Below are 7,479 nucleotides of genomic sequence, written 5' to 3' on the forward strand. Positions count from 1 at the left end.
TTAAAAAGGAGGGGCGTTATTGCACTATGATGAGTTACTAGCCGCTTAGCGGTTTCACTAATTCCACTAATATTGTGGAGCATTCATTTAAGAGCACTCCAAATAAGTTTCTTTGAGGCTGGCCTTAGCCCTTTGCCAATCAGGCAAATACAAACTCAGCAAATCCCTAAAATATTCGTTATGATGGCGCGCTTTTAAATGCAATAATTCATGCACAACCACATATTCAATGCCTTCACTAGGCGCTTTAGCCAATTCCAAATTAAAAAGTAGGGTGCGTTTAACAATATTACAACTCCCCCATATCCGTTTCATTTTTTGGATCTTAAAGCTTTGTATGCTTTCGTTTAAAATCTTTTCGTATTGGTTGATGTAGGTTTGTATTTTTTCTCTTAAAACTTGTCTGTAATAGTTTTCTAACACTTTCAAGCGGTTTTCTAAGCTTGTTTTTTGATGGACATGCAAGATTAAATATTTAGGGCTTTGGAGGACGAAGTGTTTTTTTATAGTGTGTTCAATCTTTAACAAATAGCGTTTCCCAAAAAGATAATGGCTTTCTCTCTCTAGCATTTCCCTTTGGCTCTGTCTGTTTTGGTTTAAAAAATTTTGTTGCTGTTCTTTTATCCAAGGGAGCCTTTTAATCAAAGAAAGCCTAAGGCTCTCATCGTTTAGAGCTAAGGGGCAAGACACATGCACAGAGCCATCAGGCGGGCAAACGCTAACGTGCAAATGCTTAATATCCTTTTTTTCTATAGCGATGTTGGTATTATTTAAAGTCAAACAATAAGCGTTCATTAGTGATACTCCTTTATGTGTTTGGCTAAATTAAAAATATTTTCTAACAAAACCTCATCGTTTATGATTTTTCTTAAAGCGATTTTAAGGTTTTTTTCTTTTTGATTATGCCCCACCCAACCATCTTTTTTATTGCCCCTAATGCATGCGTCTATTTCTAGGGATAAGGCTTCATTTTCATCTAAATTATCATAGAGGGTTTTTAAAGCACTAGTGTTGATCTTTTTAGGGTAATTTCTATCTTCTTTATCAATAACTTTTTTAGCTAAGTCGTGGATTTGTTGCAAGTATTCTAAATAGGTTAATTTCTTTTCTCTAAATTGGAGAATCAAATCGTTTAAAAGCGAAGATAATTTTTCGTAATATTTAGGATCGCTCGCTTCTTTTTCTATAATGCGTTTTCTGGTATTATTAGCGATGCTTTCTGCCATAGAGCTTTCATTTTTAAATACTTGAGATAACGCCTTATTAAAATCATTAACATTCATTTGGGCTAAAACTTCGCACAGCCCTTGATCTTCTATTTTAATTAGCGTCTCGCTATCCGTGGCTTTAATGTAAGCGTCTAAGATCCGGCGCATGTCTTCATTATAGCTTTTTAAATCCACGCTATCCCCACTATATAAGCCAATCACCTTTTGTAAATGCCTGTAAAATTCCGCTTCTTGTTTGATTTGTTGCGTTTCTTCTTTAGAATGAATGGGCTTTTCTAAGTTGTTCAATTCCACAAACATTCTTAAAAACGCGCCAACAAGCTGGTAAAACAACCGCCTTTTTTGAGCGTTTTTTTCTAAATCGCTCCCGCAAAAATAAGCGATATAATCCATTTCATCTTTTGGCTCTTTCACGCTTTCACAAAGCGATTTCAACTGATCTCTAGTTTCTTCTAATTTTTTCTTAATCTTTTGGGATTTGTCAGAGATAAGCCCTTGAATGTCTTCTCTTTCATAGTTTTCAAACGCTTTATTGGTGTAATCGCTGTGCGCTTCTTGTAGGCTATCAAACAAATCCTTATAGTCTATGATACAGCCAAAATCCTTATCTTCGCTATCCAATCTATTCACCCTGCACACCGCTTGAAAAAGCCCATGATCTTGCATTTTCTTATCAATATATAAATAAGTGAGGCTTGGCGCATCAAAACCGGTCAATAGCTTATCCACCACGATCAATAGCTTCATTCTATTAGGCTCATTAATAAAACGCTCTTTAACTTTTTCTTCAAACTCTTTAATTTTGTTAAGGGCTTTTTTCTCATCTTTTTCATCAAAAAAGTTTTGCAACATTTTACAATAAGTGCGGTATTTGTAACTCTCTTCGCTCTCATCGCTCCCGCAATCTTTCAAATCAGCGATACCGGGTTCATAGCTTGTGATCACAGCCACCTTATCCTTTAATTCTGTTTCTAAAAAGAGTTCAAAATACCGGCATGCGTTATACACGCTTTCAGCCACTAGCATGGCATTCCCCTTTTCACTCCTTAATCGTGGGAGTTTTGCCATATCCAATACAATATCTTGCACAATACGAGCTAATCTGTCTTTAGTGGAAAAAACCTTTTGCAAATTAACCCATTTCTTTTTAAGCTCTGTTTTAGCCGCCTCATTCAAGTTTTGGGTTTTCAATTCAAAATATTCGTCCAGCTTTTCAGGGCTACTGACATATTGATTCACGCTTCTGGCTTCATAATTTAAATCTAACACCACCCTATCGCTAACGGCTTCATTAAATTTATAGCAATGGATATAATTCCCAAACACTTCCTGGCTTGTCTTTTTATCTTGTTTCAATAAAGGCGTGCCGCTAAAGGCGATAAAAATCGCATTAGGGAGCAGGCTTTTCATGGCTTTATGCAATTTACCGCCTTGGGTTCTGTGGCATTCATCCACTAAAACAACCCATTCCTTTAAAACAGGTTGTTTTTTTAAATCTTCTAAGTCGTTATCATCAAACTTATGCACAAGCGCTCCAACCAAAAACTTCTTATTTTCAAACAGCACGCTCAATAAATCCTTCTTGCTGTCTGCGCGATAAAGATCCTCGCCTATCCCACTAAACACGCCTTGAATTTGAGCGTCTAATTCCCTCCTGTCCGTAACGATTAAAACTCTCGCTTGTGTGGTATTTATTCTTAGCCATTGAGTAAGCCACACCATGGTAAGGCTCTTACCGCTGCCTTGCGTGTGCCAGATAATCCCCCCTTCTTTTCTTTTGATAAATTCTTGCGTTTTTTTAATTGCAAAATACTGGTGGAACCTGGCGCATTTCTTTTGCCCCTTATCAAAAATCAAAAAATCATGGATAAATTCTAAAAACCTTTCTTTTTTTAGAAAGCATTCAATCGTCTCAAACAAATTTTTTAAAACGCCCTCTTCTTTCCAAGAAAGGTAGTATTTTTCTTTAGTTTCTATGACGCCATATTTTAGCCCTTGACTTTCATTGCCCGCCATAACCAATTGGATCGTTTTAAAAAAATCTCTAATAAACTCTTTCTTCTGGTTGTCTAAATTTTGCCGGATACCGCTCTCCACGCTCACGCTAGATTTTTTTAATTCCAACACCCCTAAAGCGATCCCATTAATGTAAAGCACGATGTCCGGCCGTTTCGTGTTTGGCCCTTTAACGCTCACTTCTTCAGCCACGCTAAATTCATTCTTAGAAATATCTTTCCAATCAATGAGATAAGTCGTTTGGAAGTTTTCATTCTGGCTTGTTTTAGTTTTCACGCCATAAATTAAAAGGTTGTAAAATGTTTGATTCGCTTCGTATAAATCGTTTTTTAAAGCGTTATGGATTTTCTGCTCAATTTTATGCCACCTTTCAGGCTCAATTTTTTGATTTTTAATTAGCCATGCTTTCAGGCTTTCTTTATTAATGTTTTCATTATCGCTCTTTGTTAAATCCCCTAAATACGCATAGCCCATGCTTTTAAAAGTTTCTATGACTTGTTTTTGAACTTCTCTTTCTGTTTTCATCATAAACCCCTTAAGAACGCTTTTTACCGCTTTATATTATAATCCTAAAAACAAAATAGGGCGGTTAAAATGGCGATCAAAAAAAGCGAATTGTATAGCTCTTTATGGGCTGGAGCGGACAGCTTAAGGGGCGGAATGGATGCGAGCGAGTATAAAAACTATGTTTTGAACCTGCTTTTTTTAAAATACATCAGCGATAAAGCCAGAAACAATAACTTTAGCGAAATAGAAGTGCCACAAGGGTGCTTTTATGAAGACATTCTCGCTTTAGAGGGCGATAAAGAAATAGGCGACAAGCTCAATAAAATCATCGCCAAGATCGCAGAGCGAAACGATTTAAAAGGCGTGATTGACAGCGTAGATTTTAACGATAACACCAAGCTAGGCGAGGGTAAAGCGATGATCGACACCCTTTCTAATTTGGTTAAAATCTTTGCGGATTTAAGTTTGGGCGCGCATGGGGCTTTAGACGATGATTTACTAGGCGATGCATACGAATATTTAATGCGCCATTTCGCCAGCGAATCCGGTAAATCCAAAGGGCAGTTTTACACCCCTAGCGAAGTTTCGCTTTTGTTATCCCTTTTGCTTGGCATTGATGAAAACACCAGACAGGATAAAAGCATCTATGATCCCACTTGCGGGAGCGGTTCGTTATTATTAAAAGCTTCTAGTTTGGCCGGTGAAAAAGGGTTAACTATCTATGGTCAAGAAAAAGACATTTCCACAACAGCCCTTTGTAAAATGAATATGATCTTACACAATAGCGCTACTGCTGATATTGCTAAAGGGGGTTCTAGCACCCTTTCTAACCCCCTTTTTACTACTGAAAATGGCATGCTAAAAACCTTTGACTATTGCGTGGCTAACCCTCCCTTTAGCCTGAAAAACTGGACTGATGGGCTAAGCATAGACCCCAAAAGCAAGCAAGTCATTAACGATAGTTTCAATCGTTTTGAAGACGGCACGCCCCCTGAAAAAAATGGCGATTTTGCTTTTTTGCTCCACATCATCAAATCCTTAAAAAACACAGGCAAAGGGGCAGTGATTTTACCTCATGGGGTGCTATTTAGGGGGAACGCTGAGAGTGCAATCAGAAAAAATCTTTTATTAAAAGGCTATATTAAAGGCGTGATAGGCCTAGCCCCTAATCTTTTTTATGGCACTTCCATTCCTGCATGCGTGATTGTTTTAGACAAAGAAAACGCGCGCGCCAGAAAGGGCGTTTTTATGATCGATGCGAGCAAGGATTTTAAAAAAGACGGCAATAAAAACCGCTTGAGGGAGCAAGATGTCCAAAAAATGATAGACACTTTTAACGCTTACAAAGAAATCCCTTATTATTCCAAAATGGTGAGCCTAGAAGAAATCAGTCTAAACGACTATAACTTGAATATCCCGCGCTACATTGCCGCCAAGCAGGAATCAGAAAAAGACTTGTTCGCTTTAATCAACAGCCACAAAGCTAGTTATTTGCCCAAAAACGAAATAAAAGCCTACGCCCCTTATTTTCAAGTGTTTAAAGAGCTTAAAAACACGCTTTTTAAAAAGAGCGATAAAGAGGGTTATTACGCTTTAAAAACAGAATGCGAAAACATCAAAGAATTAATCATTCAAAGCTCAGAATACCAAACCTTCCACGCTTCTGTTTTAAGTGCTTTTGACCGATTGGAACTATTTACAACTTTTAATGATTTAGAACCAGGTTTTAACCCAAAAATCCTAATAGAAAGCGTTTGCTCAAAGGTTTTAAAAGAATTTGAAAAGGGTGAAATTTTAGACAAATACGGCGTGTATCAGCTCTTTAAAGATTACTATAATGAAGTCTTGCAAGACGATTGGTTCCTTCTTTCATTCAATGGTTTTTTGAGCGCTAAAAATTTAAGGAAATTAAACCCCCTAAAAGACAAAAACAAAAAGGCCAATTATTTGGAGGAGCCGGATTTTATCATTCAAAAAACCTACTATAAAAGCGATCTGATCCCTAAAAACCTGATCAAACAACGCTTTTTTGAAAAAGAGCTTATGGAATTAGAAGAATTAGAAAACGCCCTTAATGAAAAAGAGGCTGATTTTGAAGAATTTATAGAAGAGCATTCTAGTGAAGAAGGGCTTTTTTATGAATTGAAAATCAATGAAAGCGTTTTGAAAAAAGAGCTAAAAAACGCCACCGATTTAGAAGATAAAGAAATCCTAAAAACCGCTTTAGAATTATTAGAAGCTAAAAACAAGGCGCTAAAAATGAAAAATAAAGCCCATGAGGAGCTGGAATTAAAAGCGTTCCACCAGTATAAAAACTTAAAACTAGACGAAATTAAGGATCTCATCATCCAAGACAAATGGCTTAAGAGCCTAAAAAACGCCCTAGAAAACAAAATTTTAAAACGCATCAACGCTTTTACTAGCGCCCTTAATGAAATCATTTCAAACTACTCTAACAGCTTGTTAGAACTAGACAAAGAAGTCAAAGAAAGCGAATCAAAAGTTTTAGAGCATTTGAAAGATTTGGGGTTAATGGGGTGATAGAACGCATGGACGCATTCACAACGCCCTCAAATTGGCAAAGAGTAAGGCTTGGGGATATACTAGAACTTCTAACTGACTATCATGCAAATGGCTCTTACGAACTACTTAAAAATAATGTAACATTATTGAAACATGTAGATTTTGCTATTATGATACGAACTACTAATTTTGAAAATAATGATTTTAAAAATGATTTAATCTATATTAATAAAAAAGCCTATGAGTTTTTATCAAAATCAAAAGTTTTTGCTGGAGATATTTTAGTTAATAAAATTGCCAATGCTGGAACAGCGTATTTTATGCCTAAATTAAATCAACCTGTTTCTTTAGGCATGAATTTATTTTTATTACGAATAAAACCAAACTATAACAATTTTTTTATTTTTAAGCAAATAGCAAATTATGAAAGGGTTTTAAAAACTTTTGCTAATGGTTCGGCAACAAAAACGATAACAAAAAATGTAATTAAAAATTTACTAATCCCCCTACCCCCTCTAAACGAACAAATCGCTATCGCTAATATTTTAAGCGATGTGGATCGTTATCTTTATTCTTTAGACGCCCTCATTCTTAAAAAAGAGAGCGTTAAAAAAGCTTTAAGCTTTGAACTATTGAGCCAAAGAAAACGCTTGAAAGGCTTCAATCAAGCTTGGCAAAGAGTAAGGCTTGGGGATATAGGAATAACTATAAGCGGATTAGTAGGAAAAACAAAGCAAGATTTTATCAATGGCAATGCTAAATATATTACATTTTTGAATGTTTTAAATAATGTTATAATAGATACTTCTATACTAGAAAATGTAAAAATATACCCAAATGAAAAACAAAATTCCTTTAAAAAATATGATTTATTTTTTAATACTTCTTCAGAAACTCCAAAAGAAGTAGGCATGTGTGCCGTGCTTTTAGATGATATAGATCAAGTTTTTTTGAATAGTTTTTGTTTTGGTTTTAGAATATTTGACAAGGCAGTTGATAGCTTGTTTTTATCATACTTAATTAATAGCGAAATAGGTAGAAAAGCTTTTGAAAATTTAGCACAAGGTTCAACACGATACAATTTATCAAAGAGTGGTTTTAATAATGTTTGCCTTTTTTTACCCCCTCTAAACGAACAAATCGCTATCGCTAACATTTTAAGCGCTTTGGATAATGAGATCAAAAGCCTTAAAAACAAAAAACG

4 protein-coding genes are annotated in these 7,479 nt (G+C 35.7%); 2 read left to right on the forward strand and 2 right to left on the reverse strand.

What is annotated here, in order from left to right; all coding sequences use genetic code 11:
• Positions 1-87 precede the first annotated feature (87 nt).
• On the reverse strand, positions 88-795 hold the full coding sequence (locus tag EWZ81_RS04945; protein ID WP_165549211.1) for a YgjP family zinc-dependent metalloprotease: 708 nt from the start codon (positions 793-795) through the stop codon (positions 88-90).
• Entirely contained in the window at positions 795-3,770 is a 2,976-nt protein-coding gene (locus tag EWZ81_RS04950; protein WP_165549212.1) for a type I restriction endonuclease subunit R, read from the reverse strand. The genes EWZ81_RS04945 and EWZ81_RS04950 overlap by 1 nt, the downstream gene beginning before the upstream one ends.
• 69 nt (positions 3,771-3,839) lie before the next feature.
• On the opposite strand from EWZ81_RS04950, the gene EWZ81_RS04955 reads away from it, so the two are divergent.
• A complete protein-coding gene (locus EWZ81_RS04955; RefSeq protein ID WP_165549213.1) occupies positions 3,840-6,293 on the forward strand; it encodes a type I restriction-modification system subunit M in 2,454 nt (817 codons plus the stop codon).
• Between the two features lie 8 nt (positions 6,294-6,301).
• On the forward strand, positions 6,302-7,479 hold a 1,178-nt coding region (locus EWZ81_RS04960), incomplete at its 3' end, for a restriction endonuclease subunit S (protein WP_165549214.1).

It is taken from the genome of Helicobacter pylori, assembly GCF_011140715.1.
GTDB classification, from domain to species: domain Bacteria; phylum Campylobacterota; class Campylobacteria; order Campylobacterales; family Helicobacteraceae; genus Helicobacter; species Helicobacter pylori_DA.